Consider the following 26,602-nt stretch of genomic DNA (forward strand, 5'->3'; position numbering starts at 1 on the left):
GCCGTGTCAAACACTTCTACGCCTGATTGTAGCTGTTTTGCTTTCTTTAGAGGTGTCACCTTTGCGGACAAAGCGTCCGTTTAGCCAAGATTGCTTTGCTGGTATGTTTCACACATTCGGCAGGTATTGATCAAGCAGAGCGTCCACGAGACCTTCTTGCAAGCGGTATCCTTTCTGCTGGTCTACTCGCAGAATGTCTTCCAATATCACAAACTGTTCCATGCCTGTTGTCATGGCCAAACGTAGAGTCAAGTCTTCGTAATCACTCCGTTTCATCGAACGGCGGACGGGTTCAAGGGCCTCGCCAAATGCTATCACTCTTCTGGCGCCGCGCATTTTGACGGTACCGTCCTGAAGTGATGCCTTTAGCGATTCAGCCAAAAACTGACGGAAGTAAGCCTCATGTTCGCGCGAGAAATCCAAATAGTAGCGCGCCACCGCATGCACACGGCTTCGCACATCCTCAAGTCCTTCCAGCAATCCTGCAGTTGGAGTCACCTCTATGTCGAGGGTCGCATCCAAGGCCAAAACATTGGGGTCTGAGAAGTACCGGTACACTGTCGCGCGGCCAGTTTTCGCTCGCTCTGCGACTCTGGCAAGCGTCACGTTTTCTCCTTCGGACATAAGCTCACGTGCTGCCGACAGCAAGGCCTCTCTTGTTCTGTTCTTTTGATTGGTGCGAGGAGCCAAATCGCGCGTTCCTTAATGATACACTTGTCTCATTAGTAGATATATGTATCATAATGATGCATTCATCGAAGTAAAGGGAGCCGTTGAAATGACAGAGTCTCGTCCACGCACATATCACCTACTTGGTAATCTTCTGACGTTTCACGCGTTTCCTGCTGAAACCGGAGATCGCTGTACTATCGTCGAAATAAAGACCGCCCCGGGAGCGGGTGCGCCTCCCAATCATCATGCTGGCGAAGACGAGAGTTTCTATGTGCTCGAAGGAGAGTTTGAATTTTTCCTGAACGGCGAAACGAGTAAGGTAAGCATCGGTGATTTCGTGAAAGTCCCGGACGGCGCCGTGCATGCGTTTACCTGTATTGGACAAAGCCCAGGTCGCCTGTTATGCGTCAATGCTCCAGGAGTAATGCACGATACATTCTTCACCGAAGCGGGTGAAGCAATGCCAGACGGCACCACAGACATTCCCGCTCCTGACGGACCACCCGACATTCCGGCCATTATGGCGGTGGCCGAAAAGACAGGTATGACAATTTTGTCGCCACAAGGTGCGCCTGCCTGAACTTCATTTTTGAAACGGGAGCCCGCAAATTAGCGTTTCTGTTACGAGTTAGAGAAATGTGCTAAACCTGACACACGGGACCAAACTGACATCGACCGCAAGGGGCTCAAACCGGTTAATAAATCGTGTTCAATCCAGAAGCTCGGGTTTTGTACAACTCGGAGGATTTACCCATTTGACGGTGTTCAACTCGGACTCAACCGGATTCAGCCTTTTCTTCCAGCATCAGCCACTCTTCCTCGGCTGCTGATAGTTTTTCCTGTCGTTCGACCAAGGCGTCTGTCGCTTTCTGAAACTTGACCGGTTCGCGGGTGAACAGCTCGGGGTCGGACATCAGTTCTTCAAGCTTGGCAATCTCAGCCTCAAGGCGCGCGATCTCGGCAGGCAGCTTCTCAAGTCGGTGTTTCTCCGAAAATGACAGCCCCGCCTTCGGCTTCGCCTCTTGCTTTATCTTAGGCTTTGAAGCCCTTTCTTTTTCTTCCTTTTTCTCAACCACGTCGCCGCGCTGCGCGATATAGTCGGACCACCCTCCGGCGTAAACGGTTGCGCGCCCATTGCCCTCCATCGCGATCGTTGTGGTCGCAACTCGATCCAGAAAATCCCGGTCATGGCTGACCAGCAGCACCGTGCCATCATAGTCGTCCAGCAGTTCCTGCAACAAATCCAGGGTTTCAACATCCAGATCGTTTGTCGGTTCATCCAGCACTAGTAGGTTCGAGGTTTTTGCCATCAGCTTGGCCAACAGCAAACGCGCTTTTTCCCCACCAGACAAGGACTTAACAGCCGCTCTTGCCTGTGCGTCATCGAACAGAAACTCTTTGAGATAGCCCACCACATGCTTGGGCTGCCCACCCACCATCACTTGATCAGCCTTGCCAGACACCCGCATCTCGGGATCGCCGGTCAGACTGTCCCACAGGCTCACTTCCGGATCCAACTGCGCACGGGCTTGATCGAACACTGCGATCTCCAGATTGGTGCCCAGAACCACCGATCCTTCATCAGGATCGACCTGACCCAGTAGCATTTTCAGCAGCGTTGTCTTGCCCACACCGTTGGGGCCGACAAAGGCCACACGGTCACCGCGCTGCACCAGAAGATCAAAGTTGCGCACGATCTGCTGAGATCCAAATGCCTTTGAAACGCCAGTGGTTTCGATGACCTTACGCCCGGATTTTGGACCAGATTCCAAAGCCATAGCGGCAGAACCCTGACGTTTGATCTGCGCTGCCCGCTCGGCTCGCAATGCCTGCAGCGCCCGTACCCGGCCCTGATTGCGCTTACGGCGCGCGCTGATACCTTCAACAGCCCATCGCGCCTCGGACTTGATCAAGCGGTTCAACTTGTGGCGCTGTTGATCTTCTTCTTCCCAGACCTTGTCGCGCCAGCTTTCAAAAGCCTCAAACCCCTGCTCCTGCCGCCGTACAACCCCGCGATCAATCCACAGAGTCGCGCGGGTCAATGCACGCAGGAAGGCCCGGTCATGCGAAATCAGAACGTAAGCCGCACGGGTCGATCCCAACTCGCGTTCCAGCCAGGCAATCGCCTCAATATCCAAATGGTTCGTTGGCTCGTCCAGCAGCATCAGGTCTGGTGCCTCGGCCATTAGCTTTGCCAATGACGCCCGCCGTCTTTCCCCGCCAGACGCAGTTTCAACCGGACGGGCGGGATCGAATTTTAAGCCTTCGCCAGCGCGTTCGACCTTATAGAGCTCGCCGGGCTCCAACCCGCTTGAGGCATAGTCACCAAGCGTCGAGAACCCCTGCATATCGGGATCCTGCTCCATGTAACCCACGGATTTACCCGGAGGGATGACAATATCGCCCTGATCGGCCTCAACCAATCCGGCCATTACTTTCATCAAGGTAGATTTACCTGATCCATTACGTCCGACCAGCGCAACGCGATCACCGGGCTGAACCACAAGGTCCAGACAGGAAAACACCGGATCCCCACCGAAGGTCAGAGAGATACCGGACATCTGCAACAAAGGAATTCTCGCCATGCCCGCCAGCTAAACTGGCTGGGGCAAGGCGTCAACGCCCCTGTTTCACCTTTTGAATAATACCCATCTCACCCGGCCACGGCCCGCAGAAGGCGTTTACGCGCAGCTGGAATTGCGCTGATTTCAAGTCCTGTGAACACATGCAGCGTGTTCATCTGGCGATCCACGACCGCATGATCACTGACCCACCCCCCCATTATCAGATAAGTGCGCAGCAATGGCGGCATGCGCAGCATCGCCAGTTTTGCATTTGGTCTGCGACGCAACCGTGTGGCAAACCGAAAAACATCGGGCGCCTTGACCCTTGGCAACCACCGTTTTGGGGCCAAATGCTTGTCTTTGAGCATGGCAAAAGCATCCAGATACTCAACCGTCTCAGTCCCCGCAAAGGACGAGCAGCCAAAAAGCATCTCGACCCCGTTCTGGTCGACATATGCCGTCATTGCCCCCCAGGCGACACGCAAGATATCCGGATCGTGCCGGTCAGGATGAATACAGAAACGACCCATCTCGACCATTGGCCCCGTAAAGCCACGCAGCGCTGACAGGTCATAGAACTGAGCTGAATAACTGCGCCCTACTTCGTCACCGTCCTGCATCGTCAGCATGCGGAAGCAGCATACCAACTCTCCATTGGTACGCATGTCCTCGATCAGCACGTGGCTGCAGTGCTCATCAAAAACATCGCAATCCTGATCCTCGGTCGCGAAGGCCAGCGTCCGCAGCTTCTGTGCCTCGGCCACATCACACGCGGTTTGTGCTAAGCGCGCTTGATAACGGCCCTTCTCCAACAAAACAGCCATGGTCGCATCCTCCTGCCGTGGCTGACCGGTCAATCATCTGGAACACTTATATAGTGCATGTGACCGCCATATGACCGCCACATCGCCCCTACACAGCTCAGTTACTGACTGACCCCCGGAATGTTCGCCGGATTGAAGTTGCCGATATTACCCAACAGCTGACGCAGGAATCCTTTGTCTTCGACATTGGAATCGGTCACGCGGCGGTCAAGGACAATGACATAGCCATCTTCCAGACCAAACCGCTCGATATTGCGGACGACACCGCGTTGGTCGAAGCTGATTGCGACCAACTGGCGCGAAACGACCTCGGGCTTTTTCGGTCCATAGTGACGAATTCGAGACGCGACGTAGTAATAACCCGAATCCCGTACAACACCAGATGCCGTTGGCGCACCGATCGTTTCTTCGACACTTTCGCGTGTGTCGACGCCGACCTTGATCTTGGCCAGATCCTCCGGCGGCGGCACATAGCCGTGATTCTTGAAGATTGGCGAACACGCGCCCGCGACTGCCAAACAGACAGCAAAGACAAGCGTTTTCGATGCTGGTTTCAGCCTGTTCACACCCTTCAACATTGACACCCTCTTGCCATGGCCCCTTGCGGACCCTATCCGATTACAGAAACCGGCGCTCCGGTTCAACACAGGAAAGACTCAACTATGAGCAACCAAACATCATTACGGGTGGCAGACCTGCCTCAGAACGCCGCAACCCCGTTTGAACTGCGCCCAGATAACGACACGCTTGAACCGATCAAACGGGAACTCGGCCTGCTGGGGCTGCGCAAGTTGAGCTTTGTCGGGCAGCTAAGCGCCCAGGGCAAACGTGACTGGCTTCTGAAAGGTAAACTTGGTGCGACGGTGATCCAACCCTGCGTCGTAACGCTTGAACCCGTGACAACCCGGATCGACACGCCAGTCACTCGCGTGTTTCTGGCGGATTGGACCGATCCGGACGAGCCCGAATTCGAAATCCCAGAAGATGACGAGACCGAACCATTGGGCGCTGAAATTGATCCGGCGCAGGTTATGATCGAAGCGTTATCACTTGCGTTGCCGCAATATCCCCGCAAGGACGGTGCCGAACTTGAGCAAGCCGACTATACTGAGCCCGGAAAACAAGCGATGACCGACGAGGATGTCAAACCCTTTGCGGGGCTGGCTGACCTGCGGGATGCGTTGAAAAAAGACGAGTGACAGGCAAGGGATTTCCTGTCATAGCAGGCGGCCAGAAAAACCGCTTGAACATGACGAGAATCGCAGTATTTTCGCGCGCTCATTGGAATTTGGGTTGGACATTGCGGGGCAAGCCCCTTAAACGCGCGTCAAACCACGAGAAAACAAAGTACGTAACCCGGCTGACAGCGAATCTTTCAGCCCATATCAGACAAAGGTTGAGACCATGGCCGTCCAACAGAACAAAGTTTCCAAGTCGCGTCGCAACAACCGCCGCGCACACGACGCTCTGGTTGCTGCAAACCCGAACGAGTGCCCGAACTGCGGCGAGCTGAAGCGCCCGCACCATGTTTGTGCCTCTTGCGGCCACTATGACGATCGTGAAGTCGTCGCTCAGGCCGACGAAATCGACCTGGACGAAGACGCGGCCTAAGCCTGATTGGACGCAGGCCAAGGCATGACGGATCAGCCCACGCAAACCGGACGGATCATCATCTCGGTTGACGCTATGGGCGGAGATTCGGGCCCTGCCGTCGTTGTGGCGGGTATTGCCAAGTCTGCGGACAAGAACCCGAAGATCGGGTTCATCCTGCACGGCCAGGAACAGGAATTGCGCAGGCTGGTTGCCAAACGACGTGTCCTTGATGGGCGCGTCGTTTTTCGTGATTGCCCCGACGTCGTCACGATGGAAGACAAGCCCAGCCAGGTTGTCCGTAGCGGCAAGAACACATCGATGTGGTCGGCACTGGAAGCGGTGCGCGCAGGCGAAGCGCATGGCGCGGTGTCCTGCGGCAACACTGGCGCATTAATGGCAATGTCGATGCTGCGGCTGCGCAAGCTGCCGGGTGTAAACCGCCCTGCCATCGCGATCCTGTGGCCCTCGCGTAATCCACACGGGTTCAATGTGATGCTGGACGTGGGCGCGGATGTACGTGCTGATGCCAAGGATTTGCTGCAATATGCTCTGATGGGTGCTTCATACGCGCGCAACGGTATGGCGCTCAGCCGCCCCCGTATCGGTCTGCTGAACGTCGGAACTGAAGAGCACAAAGGCCGCGCCGAATTGAAAGAGGCGCACGCCATGATCTCGGACTTTGCCGATCAGGCGAATTTTGAGTTCGTGGGCTTTGTCGAAGGTAGTGATATCCCCGGCGATAAGGCCGACGTGATCGTCACAGACGGTTTCACCGGCAACGTTGCGATCAAAACCGGCGAAGGCACCGCGAACCTAATCGGTGATCTGCTGCGCGAGGCATTCAAATATTCGCCCCTGTCCCGCTTGGCATCGATTCTGGCGATCACATCGCTAAACCGCCTTAAAAAGCGGATCGATCCGCGTCGCGTAAACGGCGGCGTGTTCCTCGGGCTGAACGGAACCGTTGTGAAATCCCACGGCGGAGCAGACGCGACAGGTGTTTCGGCTGCGGTCAAACTTGCTTTCACTTTGGCAGAATCCGGCTTTGCCGAAAAATTGGCGGCACGGGTTGCATCAACTGCCGCACTTGCACAAGATGCGGCCCATTCCGTGTCTCAATCGGAATAATAACAAAAAAGGCAGTACCCCAGCATGGCAGGCCGCTCAGTTGTTGTAGGTGTCGGACATTATTTGCCGGAGCGCGTTGTACCAAACGCCGAATTCGAAAAAACTTTGGATACGACGGACGAATGGATTCGCACCCGGTCCGGTATCGAGCGGCGGCATTTCGCAGCCGAGGACGAGACCACATCCGATCTTGCCACCAAAGCAGCCGAGGCTGCGCTGGCCGATGCCGGACTGACGGCAGATGATATCGACGCGATTGTGCTGGCAACCTCGACGGCTGATCTGACCTTCCCGTCAGCCGCGACTATGGTGCAGGCGCGGCTGGGTATGACCAAAGGCTTTGCTTTTGATGTGCAGGCCGTTTGCGCCGGGTTCGTCTTTGCACTTTGCAATGCCAACGCTCTGATCCTGTCTGGACAAGCGAAGCGCGTGCTGGTGATCGGAGCCGAGACATTTTCGCGAATCATGGACTGGACCGACCGGTCCACCTGTGTGCTGTTCGGCGATGGCGCAGGCGCACTTGTGCTGGAATTACAAGATGGGCAAGGCACTTCTGATGATCGCGGCATTCTTTCCACCGACCTGAACTCAGACGGGCGATACAAAGACCTGCTTTATGTTGATGGCGGGGTTTCGACCCAATCAACCGGCCATCTCAGGATGCAAGGTAATCAGGTCTTCCGCCATGCCGTTGAAAAGCTAGCCAATACCGCCGAAGTGGCGCTGGAGCGAGCAGGCCTGACAAGTGACGATGTCGACTGGATTGTGCCACACCAGGCCAATATCCGCATTATTCAAGGCACTGCCAAGAAGATGGGCTTGCCGATGGAAAATGTCGTTGTCACCGTGCAGGATCATGGAAACACCTCCGCTGCGTCGATTCCCTTGGCCTTGTCGGTGGGCAAGAAGAACGGCCAGATCAAAACCGGTGATCTGATTGTAACTGAAGCCATCGGCGGCGGTCTGGCATGGGGTGCGGTTGCCCTACGCTGGTGATGGGCGCAATCCAGCTTACGAAGCCGCCTGCAATTCATTGATATTGACAGTGAATTTCGCATCGCCATATGCTCGCTCATCAACAGGGGAAAAAGTATGGGCGATAAAACACTGACCCGAATGGATCTGAGCGAGGCCGTCTTTCGTGAGGTCGGCCTGTCACGCAATGAAAGTGCGCAGCTTGTCGAAAGCGTTTTGAACCACATGTCCGACGCGTTGGTGCGTGGCGAGCAGGTCAAGATTTCGTCTTTCGGTACATTCAGCGTTCGGGACAAAACTGCCCGCATCGGACGTAATCCCAAGACCGGAGAAGAGGTTCCGATCCAGCCGCGCCGCGTGCTGACCTTCCGCCCGTCGCACCTGATGAAGGATCGCGTCGCTGCAGGGAACCGCAAGTAAGTTCAGGACAGTTTGGTTATGAGTAAGTCCCCCGACGCCTTTCGCACCATTAGTGAAGTTGCGGACTGGCTAGGAGTTCAGGCTCATGTTCTGCGCTTTTGGGAAAGCAAGTTTACGCAGGTAAAGCCGGTAAAGCGTGCCGGTGGGCGGCGATATTACCGCCCGAATGATATGCGATTACTGGGTGGCATCAAGAAACTGCTGCACGAGGATGGCACCACCATCAAAGGCGCACAGAGAATCCTGCGGGAACAAGGCGTTGCACACGTTGCTTCACTTTCACCGAGCCTGGATGACAGCCCGCCCGTTTCGCCCTCGAATGACACAGTTGTTCCGTTTACCGCAGCATCCTCGGCGCAGCCTGCGAACCAGATTAACATGGATCTCGGCGAACCCGGCCAAGCTCCGGCACCAGTAAAGCCCGACATTAGCGACCAACCCAAGCCGCAACCTGATGCAATGGACGCCGCTCCGCTTATGGGCGGAATAGCATCATTGGCATGGAACCGGGCAGAGTATGACGACAAGCTTCTGCACCAAATTGCACCGATTGCGAAAGACCTGCGCCGTTGGCTGGATCGCGTTGAAAACCGGGCGGCGGGATAGCAAAAAAGGCGATGATTTCCTCTTGCCCCTGCCGGGAAAGTCTTTATGAACACCTCAACGTCGGGCTATGGCGCAGCCTGGTAGCGCGTCCGTCTGGGGGACGGAAGGTCGCAGGTTCGAGTCCTGCTAGCCCGACCAAATCACACCGACGTTTATGGCACATAGGCCAGATCCCGCTCTGGCAGCAGAGGGGATCGAGATGACAGGTGTTTGCCCAAATCAGCAGCTTGAGGCGATGATCGCGCGTGGTGAGATTACTGCAAGCCCGGACATCATCCCTGCGCAGGTACAACCGGCCAGCCTTGATCTACGTTTGGGAACAGTAGCTTACCGGGTGCGCGCCTCATTTTTGGCAGGCGAAGGACGGTCTGTTGCAGATCGTCTGGCCGAGTTTGAAATGCACCGCATCGACATCACCGAAGGTGCGGTTCTGGAAAAAGGCTGCGTCTATCTGGTGCCGCTTATGGAATCGCTCGCCCTGCCCGATGACGTCAGTGCGGTGGCCAATGCCAAAAGCTCGACCGGGCGACTGGACCTACTGACCCGTACCATCACCGATGGCGGCACCGAGTTCGACCGGGTGCCATCAGGCTATTCCGGGCCGCTATATGCTGAAATATGCCCGCGCTCTTTCTCGGTTCTGGTGCGCCCCGGCATGCGGCTGAATCAAATCCGTTTCCGCAAGGGTCAAGCCGTGCTGAGCGATGCAGAACTGGCCGCGCTCCATAATGATTCACCCCTGGTCGACGGTCCAGCGGTTATTCAGGACGGGTTGGGCTTTTCGGTCGATCTGCAGCTACCCGATACCGACCTAGTTGGCTATCGCGCCAAACCCCACACCGGGGTGATCGATCTGGACCGGATCGGCGAATACGACCCGCAGGAATACTGGGAAGAGGTACGCACCAAAGACGGACGCATCATCCTTGACCCCGGCGCGTTCTACATTCTCGTCAGCCGCGAAGCAGTGCATATCCCACCGATGTATGCCGCCGAAATGGCCCCCTATCTGGCCATGGTCGGCGAGTTCCGGGTGCACTACGCCGGTTTCTTCGACCCGGGCTTTGGTCATGCCGAAGCGGGCGGCGCAGGATCGCGCGGCGTGTTGGAAGTGCGCTGCCACGAGGCGCCCTTTGTGTTGGAGCACGGACAGGTCGTCGGGCGTTTGGTATATGAGAAAATGGCTGAGATGCCGACGCAGCTGTATGGCGCGGGCATTGCCTCAAACTATCAGGGGCAAGGCCTCAAGCTGTCTAAGCATTTTAAGGCCGTAGGCTAACAATCAAAATTTCATGAAGCGGCGCATCTGCCGAGTTACCTGTTTCATCTGCTTGGCGCTCTGCTTCTGGCGCCCAGCCACATCGCGCATTTGACGATTTGCTTCGGGATCACTTTGGGTCTCTGACGGACCTGGTTTGCGACCGGCCCGGCTCGCCATATCAATACCCTTGTCGACCCCGCGGTTCACAAGGCGGCGCAAAACCTGACGCACGATCATGTCAATGATCCGATTGGCATTCATTGGTTCAACTCCGTTTCCTGCGCACTACAATAGGAATGTTTTACGCCAACAAAAGAGGTGTTTGATTACTCTTCCTCGAACAGCTCGGTCTGATCTTCGTCTTCATCCTGATCCTGCCCTTCACCCAACGGCACTGTGCCTGGAGGCGGCCGGTTTTCCAACAGCCCCGCCGCGCGCAGTTCTTTCAAACCCGGAAGGTCACGGGCGTTTTCCAGACCGAAATGATCCAGAAACTCGGGCGTTACCACAAATGTAACTGGACGGCCCGGCGTCATGCGGCGGCGCCCCAGCCGAATCCACTCCATCTCCAGAAGCTGATCGATGGTGCCACGCGAGACGGAAACGCCGCGGATTTCTTCAATCTCAGCCCTTGTGCAGGGTTGGTGATAGGCAACAATCGCCAGCGTTTCGATGGCTGCCCGGCTCAGCTTGCGCGTCTCAACCGTTTCTTTCTGCATCAGGAAACCCAGGTCGGGTGCGGTACGGATTGCCCATGCCTCACCCACGCGCACCACGCGCACACCGCGCCCTTCGTATCGTTTTTGCAGCGATTCAACTGCTTGTGCAGCATTGCTGCCATGGGGCATCCGCGCTTCGAGATCACCAATCGTCACCGGCTCGGCGCTGGCAAACAACACGGCCTCGACCATACGTTCCTGTTCGGCCAATGGCGGCGCTTCAAACAGAGTGCCGGTCTCTTCTGGGGCGTCAGTCACGTGTTTCGGTCCTCTTACGCAAATGGATCGGTGCAAATGTCTCGCTTTGCTTCATCTCCATATGTCCTTCTTTCACCAGCTCCAGCGAGGCCGCAAAGGTCGCAGCCGTGGCCGAGCGGCGGCGCACCGGATCGGCGTCCCAACCTTCGGGCAGATAGGTCTCCATATCCGTCCAAGCACCGGCAAAACCAATCAGCGGGCGCATACGCTCCAGTGCTTGTTCCATCGTGAAGACGGCATCGCGGTCCATCACAAAGGGTCGGAATTCGTCTCGGGTGCGGATGCGCGCATAGCCCTGCATAAGGTCTAGCAGCGTGGCAGAATAGGTCACGGTGCGGATACGGGTGACATCCTCGCCCTGCCCGCGTTTGAAGAAGTCACGATCCAGCTGATCACGTGCCATCAGACGCGCGGCTGCATCGCGCATGGCCTGCAAGCGTTCCAACTGGAATGCGAGGTGTGCGGCCAATTCTTCACCCGAGGGGCCTTCGTCATCCGGGTCGGGCGGTAGCAACAGGCGGGATTTCAGAAAAGCCAGCCATGCCGCCATCACCAGATAATCCGCCGCCAACTCAATCCGCAGCTGCCGCGCCTTTTCGACAAAGGTCAGATACTGCTGCGCCAGCGCCAGAACCGAGATTTTGCGCAGATCCACCTTTTGCGTGCGTGACAGGGTCAGCAGCACGTCCAACGGGCCTTCAAACCCGTCGACGTCAACAATCAAGGCCTCGGCGGCCAGCCGATCCGCGACCGAGACCGGGTCTTCGCTGAAAAGGTTATCCTGCATATACCTGCCCGCCCATTAGGGCAGATAGTTCCGCTTCGGCGGCTTGGATGTCAAGTTCCCGTGGCGGCTGGCGTCGGGCCAACGCCCGATCTGCGCGGACCTGTGCCGCATCGGTCATTTCTCCAGCGGCTTCGAGCACCTGCGCGCGTTCTTCAAACGCTCCGTTGCAGTGCAAGGCCACATCGCATCCAGCGTCCAGCGCCTGGCGGGCCAGGTCAGCGGGCGTGCCGTTGAGCGCTTTCATCGTGATATCGTCAGTCATAATCAGACCATCGAACCCAATGTGTTCCCTGATCAATGTCATCATTCCGGCAGAAATGGTCGCAGGTCTGGGATCAATCTGGCCATAGACCAAATGCGCCGTCATTCCCATTGGCAGGTCGTTGAGCGCTCGGAACGGCGAAAAATCTGCGTCTTCCAGTGCTTCCAGCGAAAGGTTCACATGAGGCAGGTCGTGATGACTGTCGAGCGTTGATAAGCCATGACCCGGCATGTGCTTCACAACCGGCAGCACTCCGCCGTCCAAATGCCCGTTAGCGACAGCACGGCCAATCGCAGAAACTTGTTCGGGATCAGATCCATAGCAGCGGTTCTTTAGAAACGCGTGTGTGTTGTCGCGAGCCAAGTCAACCATTGGTGCGCAGTTGCTGTCGATGCCCAGCTCCAGCAATTCATGCGCGATCAGGCGATAGCGCAGATACATCGCACGCTCGGCTTGATCTCCGGCACGCGCGACATCATCCAGCGGCGGCATCCATTCACGGGCTAAGGGTGCGCGCAGACGTTGCACGCGGCCCCCTTCCTGATCCACGGTGATCAGGCAATTTCGACCAGCAGCGTCGCGAAAGTCCTCGCACAGAGCGCGGGTCTGGTCGGCGGATTCGATGTTGCGGGCAAACAGAATGAACCCGAATGGGTTCATCTCTTTGAACAATGCTTTCTCATCCGGCGTCAGGCGCAGCCCTTCGGCATCGGTGATGACAGCGCCGAATCTCACCGGACGGCGACCGGGATACAGTCTGCACCCTGCGCGACCAAGGCGGCACAAAACTGACGCGAGTCGCTCAGATCATCAAACCCCATGACCCGCAAGCGATAAAAAGTGCGGCCCCCGCTTGAGGTTTTCTGGATAACGCGCTGTTTTCCATCCATATAATCACCGAACTGACCGTTCAACCGCGCCCATTCCGCTTGCGCCACATCGGCGCTTTCGTAGGCCCCAAGCTGAGCCAGACGCGTGCCTTTGGCCAGCGTATCCGGGTCAACATCCAAACCAACGGCAGCCTTTACGGCCGCGTTTATTGCAGCCTCGGTTGCACTGCTGGACGAGATTGTGCTGGGAGTTGCACGAGCTGGGCGCACATGCGGACGTAGCGAACGGCGCACTCCGGGCAGTGCTGCAATCTTCGGGTCAGGCTGTAGCGCGGCATAGTCCGCCGGATCAATCGCGGGCTCTTCCTCCGGGGTAACCAGCGAGGCCAGCTGCACACCCTGCTCTTGCTCCTGCGCGGGCGCAGGTGCGGCGAGCCCTTGGGCCAAAGCCTGCATGACTGCCTGATCTGTGGCGGGCTCTTCAACCACCTGTACGGCATTCGTCGCCTCAAGCGTCGCCATCGGTGTGTCTTCATCCGTCAGCGACACAGGGCGTGGCGCCAGAATGAGCCGATCTGCCGGAGGTGCAGCGGTTCCAACTGCGGCGACCGCATTCACCGCCAGCCCCTGGTGATCCGCAGGCGTACCGCCGGGGTTTTCGGGTTGCACCCGCATCGGCCCGTCGGCGGCGCGCACAACCGGCACACCGCTAACGTCGCGCATGATCAACTGGTAGCCCCAGACGCCAACACCCGCGACCAGCGCCAGGGACGCAACCGCGCCAAGCACGTTCACAATTCGACCAAGCCCAGCCCCTGCGCGCGGCGCATCGTCATAGCCATAGCTTTCGTCAGGATAGTCATACGCATCTGCAGAGTGCGTTTGATTCGAGTAATGCATCTGCTCGGAGCTGTTCTGCCCCGAGTAATCGTAACGTGCCATATCCGCCTCACCGCCCGTTTCGCGCCTTAAAAAGATGGCGCGCGGGTCATTTCTTGCCTACCTCGTACCGGCGGTTCGGGCGATATTGTTTACCGCATCTCCTGCGCCGGGGTAACGCCAAGAATACCCAAGCCCGCTGAAATCACAACAGAAACAGCGCGTGCCAATGCGATTTTCGATTGGCTTGTGGCAACATCGCCATCCTGGATAAAGCGCAGCTGAGTTTCGTCATTGCCTTTGTTCCACAGCGCATGAAAATCCCCTGCCAATTCATAGAGATAGAATGCGACCCGGTGTGGCTCGTTGGTACGCGCAGCGATTTCCACCAGCCGTGGCCACTCCGCTAGCTTCTTGGCAACAGTCAGCTCAGAGGCGTGATCAATCTTGCCCAGATCGGCCCCTTTAAGGGTCGCATCATCGGCCGCGATCCCGGCTTCGGCCGCGCGGCGCAGTACACTCATGACGCGGGCATGGGCGTATTGCACGTAGAACACCGGGTTCTCGCGGCTTTGTTCCAGCACCTTGTCGAAATCGAAATCCAGCGGCGCGTCGTTCTTGCGAGTCAGCATCACGAAACGGGTCACATCCGGCCCGACCTGATCGACCACATCGCGCAGAGTGACAAAGTTCCCTGCCCGTTTGGACATCTTGAACGGCTCGCCGTTCTTCCACAGCTTCACCAATTGGGTCAGCTTGATATCCAGCGGCACCTTGCCATCGGACAGAGCCGACACTGCTGCCTTCATCCGTTTGACATAGCCGCCGTGGTCCGCACCGAACACATCGATCAACGCGTCAAACCCGCGGCTCACCTTGTCGTAGTGATAGGCGATATCGGGGGCAAAATAGGTCCAGCTGCCATCCGACTTCTTGACCGGGCGATCGACATCATCCCCGTGTTCGGTCGACTTGAACAAGGTCTGTTCGCGCGGCTCCCAATCCTCCGGCTTTTTGCCCTTGGGCGGCTCAAGCACACCTTCATAGATCAAGCCCTTGTCGGTCAAAGACTGCAGCGCTGCCTCGATCCGACCTGTGCCGTAGAGCGACTTCTCTGAGAAGAACACGTCCATCTCGACGCCCAGCGCCTTCAGGTCGGCGCGGATCAGGTCCATCATCGCGTCGGTGGCAAAGTTGCGCAGCTCTTCCAGCCATTCGCTTTCCGGCTTGTCGATCAGGCTGTCACCATATTTCTCTTTCAGCGCCTCGCCAATCGGGATCAGGTAGTCGCCAGGGTACAGACCTTCGGCAATTTCTGGGCTTAGACCATTCGCCTCGCGATACCGCTCATAGGCTGAACGCGCCAACACATCCACCTGCGCGCCGCCATCGTTGATGTAGTATTCGCGTGTCACATCATGGCCCGAATAGGCCAGCAGGCTTGCCAGCGCATCACCGAACACAGCCCCTCGCGTGTGGCCCACATGCAGCGGGCCGGTCGGGTTGGCCGAGACATACTCCACGTTGACCTTCTGACCATGCCCCATGGTCGAACGGCCATAAGCGGCGCCTTTTTCCAGCACCGCAGCCAGCACACCCTGCCAGACCGAAGGCGCAAGCCGCAGGTTTAGAAAGCCCGGGCCCGCCACCTCGGCGCTGGTGATCCGGTCGTCTGCAGACAGCTTGCCTGCCAGTACATCCGCAATATCCCGCGGCTTCATCTTCGCCGGTTTCGCCAGTACCATCGCCGCATTGGTCGCCATGTCGCCATGCGCTGCATCGCGCGGAGGCTCAACCGCCACGTTGTCAAAGCTCAATCCCTCTGGCAGCGCGCCTTCGGACTGCATCTGCGCCAACGCGTCCAGTACAAGGCCGCGGATCTCGGAAAACAGGTTCATTTCGGATGTCCTTTTACTTGTCGCGGGGTTTAACACGCATCGCGGCAAGGTCAATGGACGCCCTTAGTTTGTACTTGGCATAACGCACAGGCCGGGTAGTTTCGGGCCTGACGCCACACACGCCTCGGAGATCCCCATGTACCGCGCTCTGCCCTTAGTCCTGCTTCTATCTGCCGCCATACCCGCATGGGCCGAACTATCGACGCCCGAAGGTCACGTCATTCTGACACTGGGTGGCGCCGTCGATGAGACCAACCTGCCCGCACGAACAGAGAATGACGGTGGCCTGTTCGGTTACCTCGAAGTCACGCACGCAGGAGCGGCCGGGTTCGACGCAACCATGCTGGAGGGATTGGAGCAGATCGAGATCGCTATCCCCTATGGCCCGCCAGAGAGCCAGCGCGACTATATCTTTTCAGGCCCACTGCTGTCCGAAATAATGAAGTTAGCCGGAGCAGAGGGTAAATCCGCCCTGCCCATGGCAATGGACGGTTATCAAGCGGAAATCCCTTGGCAGAGCATCAAAACACATCAACCGATTGTAGCCACCCATGCGGACGGCGTGCCCATGGGAATCGGCGGCTATGGCCCCACAATGATCGTCTTCCCTCCAACCGATGATGCAGAATTGGCTCAGATGCAGGCCAGCCAACAAGTCTGGGCCATTGCCTATATCGCGATTGAATGATCTCCGGTCAGGCGGGCATGGTCCTGCAGCGCAAACCTGTCCGTCATACCCGCGATATAATCCGAGACGATCCGCGCCAACGCCGTTTCGTCAGCCGCCGCCTCGATATCGCCGTGCCAGTGCCCAGGCATCTGCTTCGGGTCGGCAAGATAAATCGGAAAGAGCTCTTCGACGACCTTGCTGACCTTGGTTCGCACTTGCATCACGCTTGGTGCGCGATACATACGCGAAAACAGAAACGCCCGGATTTGCTTGAGCTGAGCCCATAACCCATCTGAGAACTGAATGACCGGATAGCCCAGGTTCCGAATATCCTCGACCGATTGCGCCCTTGAAGAAGCGATCAACTCGCGTGACGTGTCAATAACATCCGAGACCATCACGCCAAAAACCCGCCGCAGCGCTTCATGGCGACGCCGGTATGGGTCCAGACCCGGATATCTGCGATCGACTTTTGCAAAACAGGCATCGATGATGGGAAGTTGCTGAATGTCGTCATCGCTGAACAGACCAGCGCGCAACCCATCGAACAGATCGTGATTGTTATAGGCTATGTCATCAGAAAGCGCGGCCACCTGCGCCTCGGCGCTCGCGTGTGTGTTGAGTTCGAGGTCATAGCCCTGATTGCACTCGGCCAGCGCCCATGGCAATTCGCCTACGACGGGACCGTTATGCTTGGCGATGCCCTCCAGACATTCCCAGGTCAGATTGCAGCCGTCGAACTCGGCATAGTGACGCTCAAGTTTGGTTACGATCCGAATGGCCTGTGCGTTGTGGTCAAAACCGCCATAGGGCTTCATCAACTCGTGCAATGCATCCTCTCCCGTATGACCAAAAGGCGTGTGCCCAAGATCATGCGCCAGAGCGACCGCTTCGGTCAGCTCCGGGTTCAATCCCAAAGCGCCAGCAATCGTCCGCGCCACCTGCGCAACTTCGATTGAGTGGGTCAAACGGGTACGATAGCTGTCACCTTCGTGCTCAACAAAGACCTGTGTCTTGTGCTTGAGCCTCCGAAAGGCACTGGCATGAATAATCCTGTCGCGGTCACGCTGAAAGCATGAACGAAAGCTGCTCTCTTCTTCCGGCACCAATCGCCCCCGCGCGCGGCCCGGATCCGAGGCAAAACCCGCTCTGTCCAATGGTGTTGTCCTTGTCGCCTGTCTTCAGGTTTCATATATTGTACGATACTAAGGAAATAAACCTTTGGAGACTGGCATGAATCTGCCCCCAACAGTTACAGAACGCGCCTTTGATCGCTTGGCCGAGATTGGTGCCGCAGATCAGGGCCAGGCCCTGCGCGTCGCAGTAGAGGGCGGTGGATGTTCAGGATTTCAATACGAAATTGCGCTGGATAAGCCTAAGGAAGACGATTTAGTTTTAGAGGGCAAAGGCCAGAAGGTTATCGTCGACTCGATCTCTCTGCCATTTCTGGAAAATGCGGTGATCGATTTCACACAGGAACTGATCGGTGCGCGCTTTGTTATCGAAAACCCCAATGCCACGTCTTCCTGCGGATGCGGTACATCTTTCTCAATGTAGCCAAAGTAGGGGCTTTGCCCCCACACCCCCAAGGTATTTCTAGCCAGATGAAGAGGGATCCGCTCTCTGACTGTCAAGGTCAGAGAGCTTCACCTGGCACGGTCATCGGCGCCTCCGCCTGTACCGCATAATCATTTTTTACAAGTTTGGTTAAGAATCCGTTTCTTCATCTGGCCCAAAATACCTCGGAGCGCGAGGCAGAGCCTCGCTAGCCCGTTCTGTTCCTTGCCGTCAGGTGCAATCTGCGCGATAGGTTGCCGATGGCACCGGAGGATCGCGCATGAAAATCGCCACGTTCAACATCAACGGGATAAAAGCTCGGGCCGAGGCGCTACCGCGCTGGCTGGATGAGGCGCAGCCGGATGTCGTTTTGCTGCAGGAAATCAAATCGATCGATGAGAATTTCCCAAGCGAGATATTCGAAGAACGCGGATACAACGTGGAAACACACGGGCAAAAGAGTTTCAACGGCGTCGCAATCCTTTCGAAACTGCCGTTGGAGGATGTCTCCCGAGGCCTTCCCGGTGATGACGACGATGAACAGGCCCGTTGGATCGAAGCGACTGTCATCGGGAAAAAAGCTCTTCGCATCTGTGGGCTGTATCTGCCTAACGGCAATCCGGTGCCGGGGTCGAAATATGACTACAAGCTTGCATGGATGGAGCGCCTCTATGATCGCGCGCGCGATTTGCTGGCCACCGAAGAGCCCGCGCTGATGGCCGGGGACTACAATATCATTCCGCAAGCCGAGGACGCAAAACGACCCGACGCCTGGCGCGAGGACGCTCTTTTTCGGCCCGAAAGCCGCGCTGCATTTCGAAAAATCTTGAACTTAGGCTTTACCGAAGCCTTCCGCGCTCGCTCGCATGGTCCGGGTCATTATTCGTTCTGGGACTATCAGGCCGGTGCGTGGAACAGAAACGACGGGATTCGGATCGATCACTTCCTTCTGACTCCGCAGGCAGCAGATCTGATGCGCGATTGTCGGATCGATTTCGAGATTCGTGGGCACGAAAAACCTTCGGACCATGTGCCGGTTTGGGTCGATCTCGATCTCTGATGGATTACGCCGTCGCGTCGTAGCTGTAGATCCATTCATAGCGCCGCGCCAAGCGTGGACCGATAGCCATCAAAGCGGCCTGAGCCGCCATCCTCATGGGGCCGCGAAGGTGGAAATTGCGGGCATTAGCTCCGGCGGCGGCGACCACTTGCCGGGCCCGAGGTCGTCTGGTCGCCTCATAGGCAGCCAAAGCGCGGGTAACGCCTGATTGGTCCTGAAACGACCGGATCAGAACCCAGGCGTCTTCCAAAGCAAGGCACGCTCCTTGAGCCATAAAAGGCAACGTCGGATGCGCCGCATCACCAAGCAAGGCCAACCGCCCGTTCTGCCAGCTTTGTGCCACCGGACGCAGGAACAACGCCCACAAATGAACATCATCAACTTCTGACAGGATATCGCGCACCGGTCCTCCAAAATCGGCAAACTGACGGCGTAGGTCATCTGGATCACCCTGGCGCCGCCAACCTTCCTCCTGCCAATCGGAACGCTCTTCGATGGCCACGATGTTCATAAGGTGTTGGTTGCGCAGTGGGTAAGTCACAACATGCCGGCCCGGCCCCATAGTGAGAGACGCTCGCGGCACGTCTTCGCGTTGGTTCCAAGGGATCGTTGCGCGCCAAGCGACCTGATGGGTAAATTTGGGGGCTTCGGGCCCGTTCAAAAGCGGGCGGATTTCACTGCGACCGCCGTCAGCGACGATCGCGCATTCGGCATGCAGCCGTTCGCCACTCTCCAAGACTATCTCGGCCTCTCCCGGGTGTTTGCATGCTTTGCTCACACCCGCGCCCAACCGAATATCGACCCCGGCGTGTATTGCAGCCTTGTGCAACAGGCCCAACAGATCAGCACGATGATAATAGTAAGTCGGTCCGGCAGCCGGAGCCGGAACCCGACTGATTACCCGTCCCTTCCGGTAGTCACGCAGAATGGTCCCGCCAGAGACCTGCCCTGCCTTTGGTGTCTCCCCCGCTACGCCCAAAGCGCGCAGAACTGCCATGCCATTGGCGCTGATCTGCAGCCCCGCACCGACTTCGATCAGTTCAGAGGCTTGTTCCAGCAAGGTTACCCGGGCCCCCTGATTGCGCAAAGCCAGCGCAGTGGCCATGCCACCAATGCCGCCACCTATGACGCAGAAATTCAGACCGTTTATGTTCATGGCTCTGCCATAACGCAAAAACGCCGGGGCGACAGGCCCCGGCGTTGATGTTTTATCTTGATTATCCAGCGATCAATCGTCGCGGTGGACCTTTTCGCGGCGTTCGTGGCGCTCTTGCGCTTCCAAGGTCATCGTTGCGATTGGACGTGCATCCAGACGCTTCAACGAGATCGGATCACCGGTTTTCTCGCAATACCCGTATTCACCCTCGTCAATCCGACGCAAGGCCGAATCGATCTTGGCAACCAGCTTACGCTGACGGTCTCGCGTGCGCAGTTCCAGCGCGCGGTCGGTTTCTTCGCTTGCGCGATCGGCGACATCAGGAATGTTACGGGTGTTGTCCTGCAACCCTTCGATCGTATCGCGGCTGCCTGCGAGTAGTTCTGTCTTCCAATCCATCAGCTTGCGGCGAAAATACTCAAGCTGTCGATCATTCATGAAAGGCTCATCTTCAGCCGGTCGATAATCGTCCGGCAGAAAAACTTCCTGCTTCATATTTGCTCCCTCGGTATGGCCTGAAACGTCTGTTGCTGTTGTATTAGCTGACATTCGGCACCCCCTTCTGCGGAGCGTGTATCCGACGGCGCTGAGATTGTCACTACACAAACGTGTCGCTCGTCGCCGCGTCACTCCGCCTGCTCTAATAATGAGACTTGTAACAACAAAACCTTGTTTTTCTGTGGTTATCACATGGCGTTTTTCGGGCACCTCAGCCACCAAGCTAATTTGATGCAGGCGAATCGCCCGAGAGGGATTGAACTCACGGTAGAATTCATCTCAGCGCGACGCAGCGACCCGGCTTGTAAAAACACCTGCTCCTCTGTAACCCCTGCAAAGCAAACACCGCCCTAACACCATATGAGGGGTCCCATGACCGCACGTTTCCAAGGCACCGCAGAATATGTTGCCACCGACGATTTGAACATTGCTGTGAATGCTGCCGTCACCCTGGAACGCCCTTTGCTGGTCAAGGGTGAACCCGGTACCGGCAAGACTGAGCTGGCGAAACAGGTTGCGGGTGCTTTGGGGCTGACGATGATCGAGTGGAACGTGAAATCCACTACCCGCGCACAACAGGGCCTGTATGAATACGACGCCGTCAGCCGTCTGCGTGACAGCCAGCTTGGCGATGAACGGGTGCATGAGGTGTCGAACTACATCCGCAAGGGCAAGCTGTGGCAGGCTTTTGACGCCGATGAAAAGGTGGTTCTGCTGATCGATGAGATCGACAAGGCCGACATCGAATTTCCCAACGATCTGCTTCAGGAACTCGATAAGATGGAGTTCCACGTCTACGAGACCGGCGAGACGATCAGGGCCAAGAACCGCCCAATCGTGATCATCACCTCAAATAACGAAAAGGAACTGCCGGACGCCTTCCTGCGCCGCTGCTTCTTCCACTACATTCGCTTCCCGGATGAGGCCACGATGCGCCGGATCGTCGAGGTACATCACCCCGGTATCAAAGACGCTCTGCTGACCACTGCACTAACCCAGTTCTACGAAATCCGCGAGACACAAGGGTTGAAGAAAAAGCCCTCGACTTCGGAGGTGCTGGACTGGCTGAAGTTGCTCTTAGCTGAGGATTTAAGTGCCGAGGATCTGAAGCGCGACGGCGTTAACGCGCTGCCAAAACTGCATGGTGCGCTTCTAAAAAATGAGCAGGACGTACATCTGTTTGAACGGCTGGCCTTTATGGCGCGCAGCAAGCGGTGATCACGGCTTGTCATCGGTACGCTCGGATGTCAGCATTGCGTTAACGAAAAACCCCGCGACAATCGGGCCTCCAGAGCAGGAAACATGACAATGTCGACCACCCCCACAATCCGCCCTTTGCGACCAGAGGATCGGGATCAATGGGCGGAGATGTGGCGTGACTACCTTGCATTTTACGAAACCGAGGTGCCGGATACGACTTACAAAAGCACCTTTGCAAGGCTCTTAGGTGATGATCCGAATGACTTTTCCTGTTTTGTCGCCGATCTGGATGGGCAGCTGCTCGGGCTGACTCACTACCTTTTTCATCGCCACGCCTGGAAAGAGGAAAGTGTCTGCTATCTGCAGGATCTCTATGCCCGCCCCGAAGCGCGTGGAACCGGTGTTGGACGCGCCTTGATTCAAGCCGTCTACGACGAAGCGGACAAGCAGAAAGCCCCCTCAGTCTATTGGCTGACACAGGAAAACAACCATACCGCGCGCAAACTCTATGACCGCATCGGCAGGTTGTCGCCGTTCCTGAAGTATCAGCGACCATGAGGCTTTTGGGCGCAACCCTCCTTCTGGCGGCGCTTTCCGCCTGCACCACGGTCGACCGGATTGAGACGCCGACCCGTACCCAGGTGATCGAAGCATCGCTGCCGCCGTCTAAATCCTTCGGTGCGGCCCGTCCCAGCCCGCCTGCCCGTTCAAACAAGAATATCGCCGCCGATTTCCTCTCGCTGCATTTCGCGCTTGAAAGCGGCGCGGAACTTCCGGTCTTTACTCGGTTCGACGAGCCGATCACGGTGCGCCTGACTGGGACGCCCCCTCCAACGATGCAGACCGACCTGAGCCGGCTACTGACACGGCTGCGACGGGAGGCGAAGATCGACATCCGACAGATTCCAGAAGGTCAGGCGAATATCACCATCGAGGCTGTAAGCCAAAAACAAATCCGCCGCATCCTTCCGCAGGCTGCGTGTTTCGTCGTTCCAAACTCTTCAAGCCTGGAAGAATACCGCCGCGACCGGCGGAAAAAGAAAAGCAACTGGACCGAACTTCGCAGCCGCGAGAGGATCGGAATTTTCATCCCCTATGATGCCAGCCCTCAGGAAATTCGCGATTGCCTGCATGAAGAGTTGGCTCAGGCCCTTGGGCCGTTGAACGATCTCTACCGCCTGCCGGATTCTGTGTTCAACGACGATAACTTCCACACTGTTCTGACCGGGTTCGACATGTTGATCCTGCGAACGGCCTACTCGCCCGAGTTGCAGAACGGTATGACAAGCGAACAGGTCGCGGCGGTTTTGCCCGGTGTCCTAAGCCGCCTGAACCCGCGCGGGGATCGCGTTGCACCGCAACCGGTAACCGAGACACCCCGCGCCTGGATAAACGCAGTACAGCGCGCATTGGGGGCCGGCGCGGGCACCGCCAAGCGGGTCAATGCCGCGAAAGAAGCGGCACAGATCGGGCAACAACAAGGCTGGACAGACCACCGCCGCGCCTACCCGCATTACCTGCTGGGGCGCATGGGGCAGTTCGACGACCCCGAAGCCGCGCAGAGGCAATATGACATCGCGAAGAGGTACCTGCGCTCCACACCCGGAACAGAGGTCCAGCGCGCCCATATCACAGCCCAGACTGCGGCATTTGCCTTGGCGCAGGGTCAGGGAGCGCAGGCGCTGCCCGAATTGAACAATGCGATTGATGTCATGACGCGATCCGAAAACGCCGCGCTGCTTGCGACTTTGTTGCTGCTGAAATCCGAAGCTTTGCGCCAGTCTGGGCAAATTGATCAGGCACGCAGCGTTCGGCTGGACAGTATCGGGTGGGCGCGCTACGGCTTCGGCTCGGAATTGGTGGCACGCTCGGTATCGCAAGACATTGCGCAAGCGGCCGCCGCAGGTACGGGTGGTTAACGGCATATGGTAGTGGTTTTGGGCATGGCACTTTTAGGGGCTTTGCTGGGCGTTCGAACTGCGCGGAAACGCAATGGCAGCGGTGCAGATATGGCCCAGTATGCTGCCGGATACGGGATAGCTTTTGCGCTAATCGGACTGGTGATCTCGCTGGTTCTGGTGCGATTGGTCTAAAGATATGTTCCTGCCTTTTTTCGAGAATCTCCGAAACGCCGGTATTCCCGTTTCCTTACGCGAATACCTGACTTTTCTGGAGGGAATGAAAAAGGGCCTCGCCACCTACGATGTCGAAGCCTTCTACTACCTCGCCCGCGTATCGATGGTGAAGGACGAACGCAATATCGACAAGTTCGACCGCGCCTTTGCCGCAAGTTTCGAAGGCCTGGACGCAATCAGTTTTGAGCAGGTGCTCGAGGCCGTCGATATTCCCGCCGAATGGCTTGCAAAGATGGCAGAAAAACATCTGAGCGCCGAAGAAAAGGCCGAGATCGAGGCGCTGGGTGGTTTTGACAAGCTGATGGAGACACTGCGCGAACGCCTGAAAGATCAGCAAGGCCGACATCAAGGCGGCAACAAATGGATCGGGACAGCAGGTACCTCGCCATTCGGGGCCTATGGCTACAATCCCGAAGGCGTGCGCATCGGACAGAAAGAAAGCCGCCATCAACGCGCGGTTAAAGTCTGGGACAAGCGTGAATTCAAGAACATGGATGACACGGTTGAACTCGGCACCCGCAACATCAAGGTCGCCCTGAAACGCCTGCGCCGCTGGGCGCGTGAGGGTGCTGCGGAAGAGCTGGATCTGGATGGCACAATCCGTGCCACCGCCGAGCATGGCTATCTGGATGTCAAAACACGTTCTGAACGGCACAACGCCGTCAAAGTGCTTTTGTTTCTCGATGTGGGTGGTTCAATGGACCCGCATATCAAGGTGGTCGAAGAGCTGTTCTCGGCCGCGCGGACCGAGTTCAAGCATCTGGAATACTACTACTTCCACAATTGTCTCTATGAAGGTGTCTGGCGTGACAACCGCCGCCGCTGGGACCAGCAGACGCCAACGCACGAGGTGCTGCGCACCTACGGGCCGGACTACAGATGCATCTTCGTTGGCGACGCCTCTATGAGCCCCTATGAGATCGCCTACCCCGGCGGCGCAAATGAGCACTGGAACCAGGAGGCCGGACAGGTCTGGTTGCAGCGCGCGCGCGAACAGTGGACATCGAACCTATGGATCAACCCGGTGCCCGAGAAGTATTGGGAATACACCCATTCGATCAGCATGATCCGCGAGATTTTTGAAGATCGCATGGTGCCGATGACTTTGGCGGGTCTGGAACAGGGTATGCGGGAGCTGACACGTTAGGGCGCTTGGAATTCTGATTGGTCGAAAGCTGGAAACAATCAAGCTGAAATCTAATGATTCACGCTCCAAAATGAGCACTCCGGAAACAATCTAAGCTAAGTTCCCCGCCTCTCTCAAATCCATGATACACAGAGCAGGGTTTGAGGCTGGGGGGCTGAGATGACCAACTCCAAATTTCGCAATATTCTGACGTCTGTTTTGACGGTTACTTCGCTGGTTCTTGCATCGGGAGCTGTCGCTACCATTATGCTGGGTCCCGATGCGGCTTATGCCAAGAACGACAAGAGCAATGGTAACGGGAGGGGACCAGGCCGCAGTGGCGGAAAAGGAAAATCCGGCAAAGGCAATGACAGCACCAAGGGCGGCAAAGGAAAATCCGGTAAAGGCCATGGGGCCAAAAGTACGGATAAAGATGCAGGTGGTGCCAAGTTCAATACTCGACGCTCAGGCAAAGCTTTTAAATTTAATAAAAATCAGAATGCAAAATCCCAACGGTCGGCCAAGAACAAGAATAAGGGACAGAACAGCAAAGTCCGGGAAACTACACTGGCGGGCTTTGGACGAGAGTTCAAACGCGATGTTGAGCAACTTTTTGGAAAACGTACGCGATCAAAATCCAATAAAAGTGCCAACCGCGTAAAGAAAAGTCACCGTCAAGCTTCTGTAGCTCCGCTCGAGCATTCCCCGCGCCCTGTTGCCCGTACGGATTATTATTCCAAGCGCCATGTCGACAAAAAACCCGGCACGCGTCGTTACCGCGATCAGCTTGTCGCGGCGATCACCGATCCCGATGGCTCGGATAAGCTGCGTAACCTGAATGCATCCAAGGCGGCAGCGCCGGCGTTCCGCAATGCCTCAGCCAACAGCAATGTGGGCAAGATCGCGACTTATCAGACTGCGGCGGAAACCTATTACGACCTGCGCGATGACCTCTATGAGGCGCGCCGTGAACTGCGTGACCTGAACGAGAGCTATGATGGCCGCAGCAGCGAAGACATCGCTGATGACATCGCCGCGCTTGATCCTGCAGACCCGAATTACGAGGACGATCTCAGTGCGCTTGAGGATGAACTGCGCGATGCTGAGGCCTATGAAGAGGCGCGCGACGATCTGCGCGCGGATGTGAGGGATCTGAGATACGAAACCCGCGACGCGTTGCAAGATGCGGAGGCTGCCTTTTATGACGCTTCGAAAGGGCGGACATTGACCAAGGCGACGCTGGGCGAGTTCCATGGTTATCTCGACCTGCCACAGCCAGGTTACCGGCACAAGGACTGGGCAACGATCCAGCCGGTGCCTTACGATCCTGATGACTACAGCTATTCGGATGATAATACGTTCTATGATGAAACCGACTATCGACTGCGCTACGACAAGCCATATTCCGATCGCAAGAAGGACCGCTACCGCTATTACCGCGATCAGCTTGTCGCGGCGATCACCGATCCCGATGGCTCGGATAAGCTGCGTAACCTGAATGCATCCAAGGCGGCAGCGCCGGCG

General features: G+C 57.0%; 30 protein-coding genes and 1 tRNA gene. 18 read left to right on the top strand and 13 right to left on the bottom strand.

Going from position 1 to position 26,602, the window contains the following annotated elements:
• Nucleotides 1-108: 108 nt before the first annotated feature.
• Nucleotides 109-690, bottom strand: coding sequence for a TetR/AcrR family transcriptional regulator (locus ACR0KN_RS04665; protein WP_310793653.1), 582 nt, complete (start codon nt 688-690; stop codon nt 109-111).
• Nucleotides 691-778: 88 nt separating this feature from the next.
• On the opposite strand from ACR0KN_RS04665, the gene ACR0KN_RS04670 reads away from it, so the two are divergent.
• Nucleotides 779-1,252, top strand: coding sequence for a cupin domain-containing protein (locus ACR0KN_RS04670; protein WP_480651692.1), 474 nt, complete (start codon nt 779-781; stop codon nt 1,250-1,252).
• Between the two features lie 196 nt (nt 1,253-1,448).
• On the opposite strand, the gene ACR0KN_RS04675 is transcribed toward ACR0KN_RS04670, so the two are convergent.
• The 3 genes from ACR0KN_RS04675 to ACR0KN_RS04685 form a co-directional block, all read right to left on the bottom strand.
• Entirely contained in the window at nt 1,449-3,257 is a 1,809-nt protein-coding gene (locus ACR0KN_RS04675) for an ABC-F family ATP-binding cassette domain-containing protein (protein WP_480651694.1), read from the bottom strand.
• A gap of 68 nt (nt 3,258-3,325) precedes the next feature.
• On the bottom strand, nt 3,326-4,060 hold the full coding sequence (locus ACR0KN_RS04680; RefSeq protein ID WP_480651696.1) for a GNAT family N-acetyltransferase: 735 nt from the start codon (nt 4,058-4,060) through the stop codon (nt 3,326-3,328).
• A 101-nt stretch (nt 4,061-4,161) separates the two neighbouring features.
• A complete protein-coding gene (locus ACR0KN_RS04685) occupies nt 4,162-4,638 on the bottom strand; it encodes an outer membrane protein assembly factor BamE (RefSeq protein WP_170470812.1) in 477 nt (158 codons plus the stop codon).
• A gap of 84 nt (nt 4,639-4,722) precedes the next feature.
• On the opposite strand from ACR0KN_RS04685, the gene ACR0KN_RS04690 reads away from it, so the two are divergent.
• The 8 genes from ACR0KN_RS04690 to ACR0KN_RS04725 all read left to right on the top strand — a co-directional run bounded on the left by ACR0KN_RS04690 (nt 4,723) and on the right by ACR0KN_RS04725 (nt 10,061).
• On the top strand, nt 4,723-5,259 hold the full coding sequence (locus ACR0KN_RS04690) for a YceD family protein (protein ID WP_480651699.1): 537 nt from the start codon (nt 4,723-4,725) through the stop codon (nt 5,257-5,259).
• Between the two features lie 205 nt (nt 5,260-5,464).
• Entirely contained in the window at nt 5,465-5,671 is a 207-nt protein-coding gene (gene rpmF / locus ACR0KN_RS04695; protein ID WP_008756996.1) for a 50S ribosomal protein L32, read from the top strand.
• Between the two features lie 24 nt (nt 5,672-5,695).
• Nucleotides 5,696-6,781: a phosphate acyltransferase PlsX gene (gene plsX, locus ACR0KN_RS04700; protein WP_480651701.1), complete on the top strand. Its 1,086-nt coding sequence runs from the start codon at nt 5,696-5,698 to the stop codon at nt 6,779-6,781.
• A 24-nt stretch (nt 6,782-6,805) separates the two neighbouring features.
• On the top strand, nt 6,806-7,777 hold the full coding sequence (locus tag ACR0KN_RS04705) for a beta-ketoacyl-ACP synthase III (protein WP_480651703.1): 972 nt from the start codon (nt 6,806-6,808) through the stop codon (nt 7,775-7,777).
• Nucleotides 7,778-7,873: 96 nt separating this feature from the next.
• Complete coding sequence (gene ihfA, locus ACR0KN_RS04710; RefSeq protein ID WP_008755922.1) at nt 7,874-8,176, top strand: integration host factor subunit alpha; 303 nt, start codon at nt 7,874-7,876, stop codon at nt 8,174-8,176.
• 18 nt (nt 8,177-8,194) lie between these two features.
• Entirely contained in the window at nt 8,195-8,782 is a 588-nt protein-coding gene (locus ACR0KN_RS04715; RefSeq protein ID WP_480651705.1) for a MerR family transcriptional regulator, read from the top strand.
• Nucleotides 8,783-8,843: 61 nt separating this feature from the next.
• Nucleotides 8,844-8,920, top strand: a tRNA-Pro gene (locus ACR0KN_RS04720).
• A 61-nt stretch (nt 8,921-8,981) separates the two neighbouring features.
• Nucleotides 8,982-10,061 (top strand): 2'-deoxycytidine 5'-triphosphate deaminase, encoded by a 1,080-nt coding sequence (locus ACR0KN_RS04725; RefSeq protein WP_480651780.1) that lies wholly within the window; start codon nt 8,982-8,984, stop codon nt 10,059-10,061.
• A 3-nt stretch (nt 10,062-10,064) separates the two neighbouring features.
• Here ACR0KN_RS04725 and ACR0KN_RS04730 read toward each other — a convergent pair whose 3' ends face one another.
• The 6 genes from ACR0KN_RS04730 to argS all read right to left on the bottom strand — a co-directional run bounded on the left by ACR0KN_RS04730 (nt 10,065) and on the right by argS (nt 15,676).
• Entirely contained in the window at nt 10,065-10,304 is a 240-nt protein-coding gene (locus ACR0KN_RS04730) for a hypothetical protein (RefSeq protein ID WP_480651707.1), read from the bottom strand.
• 65 nt (nt 10,305-10,369) lie between these two features.
• Nucleotides 10,370-11,020 (bottom strand): SMC-Scp complex subunit ScpB, encoded by a 651-nt coding sequence (scpB, locus tag ACR0KN_RS04735; RefSeq protein ID WP_010440580.1) that lies wholly within the window; start codon nt 11,018-11,020, stop codon nt 10,370-10,372.
• The gene (locus tag ACR0KN_RS04740) at nt 11,013-11,807 is read right to left on the bottom strand and encodes a segregation and condensation protein A (protein WP_480651709.1); all 795 of its coding nucleotides are present in this window, start codon (nt 11,805-11,807) and stop codon (nt 11,013-11,015) included. Before ACR0KN_RS04740 ends, scpB begins: the two co-directional genes overlap by 8 nt.
• A complete protein-coding gene (gene nagZ, locus ACR0KN_RS04745) occupies nt 11,797-12,804 on the bottom strand; it encodes a beta-N-acetylhexosaminidase (RefSeq protein WP_480651711.1) in 1,008 nt (335 codons plus the stop codon). The genes ACR0KN_RS04740 and nagZ overlap by 11 nt, the downstream gene beginning before the upstream one ends.
• Complete coding sequence (locus tag ACR0KN_RS04750) at nt 12,801-13,841, bottom strand: SPOR domain-containing protein (RefSeq protein WP_480651713.1); 1,041 nt, start codon at nt 13,839-13,841, stop codon at nt 12,801-12,803. Before ACR0KN_RS04750 ends, nagZ begins: the two co-directional genes overlap by 4 nt.
• An 89-nt stretch (nt 13,842-13,930) precedes the next feature.
• Nucleotides 13,931-15,676 (bottom strand): arginine--tRNA ligase, encoded by a 1,746-nt coding sequence (gene argS / locus ACR0KN_RS04755; protein ID WP_480651715.1) that lies wholly within the window; start codon nt 15,674-15,676, stop codon nt 13,931-13,933.
• Between the two features lie 136 nt (nt 15,677-15,812).
• Between argS and ACR0KN_RS04760 the strand changes: the two genes are divergently transcribed.
• Entirely contained in the window at nt 15,813-16,364 is a 552-nt protein-coding gene (locus ACR0KN_RS04760; RefSeq protein WP_480651717.1) for a putative pterin-binding protein, read from the top strand.
• Here the strand turns inward: ACR0KN_RS04760 and ACR0KN_RS04765 are convergent.
• Entirely contained in the window at nt 16,346-17,503 is a 1,158-nt protein-coding gene (locus ACR0KN_RS04765; protein WP_480651719.1) for a deoxyguanosinetriphosphate triphosphohydrolase, read from the bottom strand. The genes ACR0KN_RS04760 and ACR0KN_RS04765 overlap by 19 nt on opposite strands.
• Nucleotides 17,504-17,579: 76 nt before the next feature.
• Here ACR0KN_RS04765 and ACR0KN_RS04770 point away from each other — a divergent pair, with 76 nt between their 5' ends.
• Together ACR0KN_RS04770 and xth are read left to right on the top strand one after the other, a co-directional pair.
• Nucleotides 17,580-17,903, top strand: a complete 324-nt coding sequence (locus ACR0KN_RS04770; protein WP_010440593.1) for a HesB/IscA family protein — start codon at nt 17,580-17,582, stop codon at nt 17,901-17,903.
• Between the two features lie 280 nt (nt 17,904-18,183).
• Nucleotides 18,184-18,963, top strand: a complete 780-nt coding sequence (xth, locus tag ACR0KN_RS04775; protein WP_480651721.1) for an exodeoxyribonuclease III — start codon at nt 18,184-18,186, stop codon at nt 18,961-18,963.
• Nucleotides 18,964-18,967: 4 nt separating this feature from the next.
• Here xth and ACR0KN_RS04780 read toward each other — a convergent pair whose 3' ends face one another.
• The gene (locus ACR0KN_RS04780) at nt 18,968-20,119 is read right to left on the bottom strand and encodes an FAD-dependent monooxygenase (RefSeq protein ID WP_480651723.1); all 1,152 of its coding nucleotides are present in this window, start codon (nt 20,117-20,119) and stop codon (nt 18,968-18,970) included.
• A gap of 72 nt (nt 20,120-20,191) precedes the next feature.
• Nucleotides 20,192-20,614, bottom strand: a complete 423-nt coding sequence (gene dksA, locus ACR0KN_RS04785; protein ID WP_010440598.1) for an RNA polymerase-binding protein DksA — start codon at nt 20,612-20,614, stop codon at nt 20,192-20,194.
• A 375-nt stretch (nt 20,615-20,989) separates the two neighbouring features.
• On the opposite strand from dksA, the gene ACR0KN_RS04790 reads away from it, so the two are divergent.
• The 6 genes from ACR0KN_RS04790 to ACR0KN_RS04815 form a co-directional block, all read left to right on the top strand.
• A complete protein-coding gene (locus tag ACR0KN_RS04790) occupies nt 20,990-21,835 on the top strand; it encodes an AAA family ATPase (RefSeq protein ID WP_480651726.1) in 846 nt (281 codons plus the stop codon).
• Nucleotides 21,836-21,925: 90 nt separating this feature from the next.
• Nucleotides 21,926-22,375 carry an N-acetyltransferase family protein gene (locus ACR0KN_RS04795; RefSeq protein ID WP_480651728.1) on the top strand — a complete coding sequence of 150 codons (450 nt, stop codon included), beginning with the start codon at nt 21,926-21,928 and terminating at the stop codon, nt 22,373-22,375.
• Nucleotides 22,372-23,736, top strand: coding sequence for a DUF2927 domain-containing protein (locus ACR0KN_RS04800; protein ID WP_480651730.1), 1,365 nt, complete (start codon nt 22,372-22,374; stop codon nt 23,734-23,736). The genes ACR0KN_RS04795 and ACR0KN_RS04800 overlap by 4 nt, the downstream gene beginning before the upstream one ends.
• A gap of 6 nt (nt 23,737-23,742) precedes the next feature.
• Nucleotides 23,743-23,910, top strand: a complete 168-nt coding sequence (locus tag ACR0KN_RS04805; protein WP_010440604.1) for a hypothetical protein — start codon at nt 23,743-23,745, stop codon at nt 23,908-23,910.
• Nucleotides 23,911-23,914: 4 nt separating this feature from the next.
• On the top strand, nt 23,915-25,099 hold the full coding sequence (locus ACR0KN_RS04810) for a vWA domain-containing protein (protein ID WP_480651732.1): 1,185 nt from the start codon (nt 23,915-23,917) through the stop codon (nt 25,097-25,099).
• 159 nt (nt 25,100-25,258) lie between these two features.
• The coding region (locus ACR0KN_RS04815) for a hypothetical protein (RefSeq protein ID WP_480651734.1) at nt 25,259-26,602 on the top strand (1,344 nt) is incomplete at its 3' end.

The sequence above is a fragment of the Ruegeria sp. AP7 genome (assembly GCF_056539905.1).

Coding starts and splice junctions, on each gene's coding strand:
- ACR0KN_RS04670 (WP_480651692.1), top strand. CDS start 779: ATGACAGAGTCTCGTCCACGCACATATCACCTACTTGGTAATCTTCTG.
- ACR0KN_RS04675 (WP_480651694.1), bottom strand. CDS start 3,257: ATGGCGAGAATTCCTTTGTTGCAGATGTCCGGTATCTCTCTGACCTTC.
- ACR0KN_RS04680 (WP_480651696.1), bottom strand. CDS start 4,060: ATGGCTGTTTTGTTGGAGAAGGGCCGTTATCAAGCGCGCTTAGCACAA.
- ACR0KN_RS04685 (WP_170470812.1), bottom strand. CDS start 4,638: ATGTTGAAGGGTGTGAACAGGCTGAAACCAGCATCGAAAACGCTTGTC.
- ACR0KN_RS04690 (WP_480651699.1), top strand. CDS start 4,723: ATGAGCAACCAAACATCATTACGGGTGGCAGACCTGCCTCAGAACGCC.
- rpmF (WP_008756996.1), top strand. CDS start 5,465: ATGGCCGTCCAACAGAACAAAGTTTCCAAGTCGCGTCGCAACAACCGC.
- plsX (WP_480651701.1), top strand. CDS start 5,696: ATGACGGATCAGCCCACGCAAACCGGACGGATCATCATCTCGGTTGAC.
- ACR0KN_RS04705 (WP_480651703.1), top strand. CDS start 6,806: ATGGCAGGCCGCTCAGTTGTTGTAGGTGTCGGACATTATTTGCCGGAG.
- ihfA (WP_008755922.1), top strand. CDS start 7,874: ATGGGCGATAAAACACTGACCCGAATGGATCTGAGCGAGGCCGTCTTT.
- ACR0KN_RS04715 (WP_480651705.1), top strand. CDS start 8,195: ATGAGTAAGTCCCCCGACGCCTTTCGCACCATTAGTGAAGTTGCGGAC.
- ACR0KN_RS04725 (WP_480651780.1), top strand. CDS start 8,982: ATGACAGGTGTTTGCCCAAATCAGCAGCTTGAGGCGATGATCGCGCGT.
- ACR0KN_RS04730 (WP_480651707.1), bottom strand. CDS start 10,304: ATGAATGCCAATCGGATCATTGACATGATCGTGCGTCAGGTTTTGCGC.
- ACR0KN_RS04740 (WP_480651709.1), bottom strand. CDS start 11,807: ATGCAGGATAACCTTTTCAGCGAAGACCCGGTCTCGGTCGCGGATCGG.
- ACR0KN_RS04750 (WP_480651713.1), bottom strand. CDS start 13,841: ATGGCACGTTACGATTACTCGGGGCAGAACAGCTCCGAGCAGATGCAT.
- argS (WP_480651715.1), bottom strand. CDS start 15,676: ATGAACCTGTTTTCCGAGATCCGCGGCCTTGTACTGGACGCGTTGGCG.
- ACR0KN_RS04760 (WP_480651717.1), top strand. CDS start 15,813: ATGTACCGCGCTCTGCCCTTAGTCCTGCTTCTATCTGCCGCCATACCC.
- ACR0KN_RS04770 (WP_010440593.1), top strand. CDS start 17,580: ATGAATCTGCCCCCAACAGTTACAGAACGCGCCTTTGATCGCTTGGCC.
- xth (WP_480651721.1), top strand. CDS start 18,184: ATGAAAATCGCCACGTTCAACATCAACGGGATAAAAGCTCGGGCCGAG.
- ACR0KN_RS04780 (WP_480651723.1), bottom strand. CDS start 20,119: ATGAACATAAACGGTCTGAATTTCTGCGTCATAGGTGGCGGCATTGGT.
- dksA (WP_010440598.1), bottom strand. CDS start 20,614: ATGAAGCAGGAAGTTTTTCTGCCGGACGATTATCGACCGGCTGAAGAT.
- ACR0KN_RS04790 (WP_480651726.1), top strand. CDS start 20,990: ATGACCGCACGTTTCCAAGGCACCGCAGAATATGTTGCCACCGACGAT.
- ACR0KN_RS04795 (WP_480651728.1), top strand. CDS start 21,926: ATGTCGACCACCCCCACAATCCGCCCTTTGCGACCAGAGGATCGGGAT.
- ACR0KN_RS04800 (WP_480651730.1), top strand. CDS start 22,372: ATGAGGCTTTTGGGCGCAACCCTCCTTCTGGCGGCGCTTTCCGCCTGC.
- ACR0KN_RS04805 (WP_010440604.1), top strand. CDS start 23,743: ATGGTAGTGGTTTTGGGCATGGCACTTTTAGGGGCTTTGCTGGGCGTT.
- ACR0KN_RS04810 (WP_480651732.1), top strand. CDS start 23,915: ATGTTCCTGCCTTTTTTCGAGAATCTCCGAAACGCCGGTATTCCCGTT.